Source organism: Streptomyces sp. FH025, from assembly GCF_017427025.1.
GTDB lineage: Bacteria > Actinomycetota > Actinomycetes > Streptomycetales > Streptomycetaceae > Kitasatospora.
Genome location: NZ_JAFLNG010000860.1, coordinates 1 through 2824 on the forward strand (window position 1 = coordinate 1; position 2824 = coordinate 2824).

General features: G+C 74.5%; 1 protein-coding gene. It reads right to left on the reverse strand.

The genetic code is table 11. The features are described from left to right. Nucleotides 1-2824 (reverse strand): SDR family NAD(P)-dependent oxidoreductase (locus tag J0670_RS34875; protein WP_207816492.1); only part of this gene is annotated, 2824 nt, incomplete at both ends.

The window sequence follows — 2824 nt, forward strand, 5'->3', positions numbered from 1 at the left end:
TGAGGCAGGGGCCTGGCGCCGGGCGCCGACCAGGAGGTCCCGCAGGTGGCCGGCCAGCGCGTCGGGGGTCGGGTAGTCGAAGACCATCGTCGCGGGCAGCCGTACCCCGGCGACCGCGGACAGGCGGTTGCGCAGCTCCACCGCGGTGAGCGAATCGAAGCCCAGGTCCTTGAAGGCCCGCTCGGCGCTGACGGCCGCGGTGTCGGTGTGGCCGAGGACCGCGGCCGTCTGGCCGGTGACCAGTTCCAGGACGCGGCTGTGCTGCTCGGTCTCGGGCAGGGCCGCCAGTTCCCTGCCCAGGCCCGGCCGGTCAGTGCGCCGGGTGGGCCTGGTACGGGTGAGGCGGCTGAGCAGGGGGCGGCTGGACGCCACCGACAGGTCGAGGTGTGCGGGGACCAGCGCGGGATCGGCGGCACCCAGGGCCAGGTCGAACAGTGCCAGCGCCTGGTCCGTGGGCATCGGCAGCACGCCGGCGCGGGCGAGGCGCTTGCGGTCGGTGTCGGTGAGGCGCTCGGTCAGCCCGCTGTCCTCGGCCCACTGCCCCCAGGCCAGCGACACGCCCGGCAGGCCCAGGGCACGCCGGTGCACGGCGAGGGCGTCCAGGAAGGCGTTCGCGGCGGCATAGTTCGCCTGGCCCGGTCCGCCCAGCACGCCGGCGGCGGACGAGAAGAGCACGAACGCGCTCAGGCCGAGGTCCTTCGTCAGCTCGTGCAGGTGCCAGGCGGCGTCGGCCTTGGGCCGCAGCACCTGGTCGATCCGGTCGGGCGTGAGGGATTCGACGACGCCGTCGTCGAGCACGCCGGCCGCGTGCACGACCGCGGTCAGCGGGTGCGCGGCCGGGATCGACTCCAGTACGGCCGCCAGCGCGTCCCGGTCGGCCACGTCGCAGGCCACCACCTCGGCGTCGAAGTCCACCTCCGCCGCGGTCCTGCTGAGCAGGAGCAGGTGTCGGATGCCGTGCCGGTCGCGCAGGTGCCGGGCGACGAGGCGGCCCAGTGTTCCGGTGCCTCCGGTGATCAGCACGGTGCCGTTCGGGTCGAGCGGGCCGGGCGCCGGAGCCGCTTCGGCCCGTACCAGGCGGGCGGCGTGGGCGGCGCCGTCGCGGACGACGAGCTGCGGTTCGTCCCCCGCGACGAGGACGCGATCGTCGGTGTCGACGAGCACGAACCGGTCGGGGTGTTCCGCCTGGGCCGCGCGGACCAGGCCCCAGACGACGCTGGACGGCAGGTCGACGGGGTCCGGCCCGACCGCCCCGCGGGTCACGACGGCCAGCCGACCGTCCCCGTCGCGCAGGAAGTCCTGGAGCACGCCCAACGTCTCGGCGGCGACGGTGTGCGCGGCCGCCACGGGGTCTCCCGCCGGAGGCGTGACGTGGTGGACGGCCGGGGGTTCGCCGGTGCTCTCGACGGGCACCCAGTCGAGGCGGAAGAGCTGGTTGGTCCCGGCGACCTGCATGCCCGGCGGCCGGTGGCGCACGGTCAGCGCGTCGATCACCGCCAGCGGCCCGGATTCGTCGGCGAGCGCGACCCGGAAGGTGTCGGGGCCGGTGGGCGTGAGGCGGACCCGGGCCGTGGAGCCGGCTTTCCGCATCGACACCCCGGCGAAGGAGAACGGCAGGCGGCCGGCCGCCAGCAGGGTCAGCGGCTGGAGTGCGGCGTCGAGCAGCGCGGGGTGGAGACCGAAGCGGTCGCGGGTGTCGGCGGGCAGCGCCACCTCGGCGTAGAGCTCGTCGCCCTGCCGCCGGATCTCGCGTACGCCCGCGAACACCGGCCCGTACTCGTAGCCCTGGGCGGCGAGGGTGTCGTAGAAGTCGGTCAGGTCGACGGGTTCACCGACCGGCTGCCAGGGCTCGCCGGTGTCGTACGGGTGGGGGCGGCCGCCGGTCGCCAGCATGCCGGTGGCGTGCCGCAGCCAGGTGCCGCCCGTCCGGGAGTGCACGGTGACGGGGCGTCGGCCCGTCCCGTCCGGTGCGCCGACGACGACCTGGACCGGCACGGAACCGTCGTCCGGCAGGATCATGGGGGCTTCCAGCACCAGTTCGTCCAGGACGTCGCAGCCGGCCTGCCGTCCGGCGTGCATGGCGAGTTCGACGAACACGGTGCCGGGCAGCAGCACGGAGCCCAGGACGACGTGGTCGGCCAGCCATGGCCGGGTGGCCGTCGAGAGCCGCCCCGTGAGCAGGACGCTCTCGTCCCCGGCCAGTTCGACGACGGCCCCGAGCAGCGGGTGCCCGGCCGAGTCCAGTCCCGCCGCCGACACGTCACCCTTCACGGCGGCGGGGTTCAACCAGTACGGCCGGTGCTGGAAGGCGTACGTCGGCAGCGGGACATGGTGGGGCTCGCCGGGGAAGACCGGCGTCCAGTCGACAGCCACGCCTTGCGTGTGCAGGCGCGCCAGGGCGAGGTGGAATTCCCGCCTGCCGCCGCCGCGGCGCAGCGTGCCGGTCACGACGCCGTCCATCACCGGCACCAGTACGGGGTGCGGGCTGACCTCCACGAACACGCCGTGCCGGTCCTGCGTGAGGGCCTCGACGGCGAGGTCGAAGCGTACGGGTTCGCGGAGGTTGCGGTACCAGTAGTCGGCGTCGAGGGCGGAGGTGTCGATCTCCTCGCCGGTCACCGTCGAGTAGAACGGGATCACCGCCGGGTGCGGCGTGATGTCGGCCAGTTCGGTGAGCAGTTGCTCGCGGATCGCCTCGACCTGGACGGAGTGCGCGGCGTAGTTGACGGGCAGGCGGCGAGCGCGGACGCCGTCGGCCTCACAGGCCGCCAGCAGCTCGTCCAGCGCGTCCAGATCACCCGACACGACGACCGAACCCGGGGCA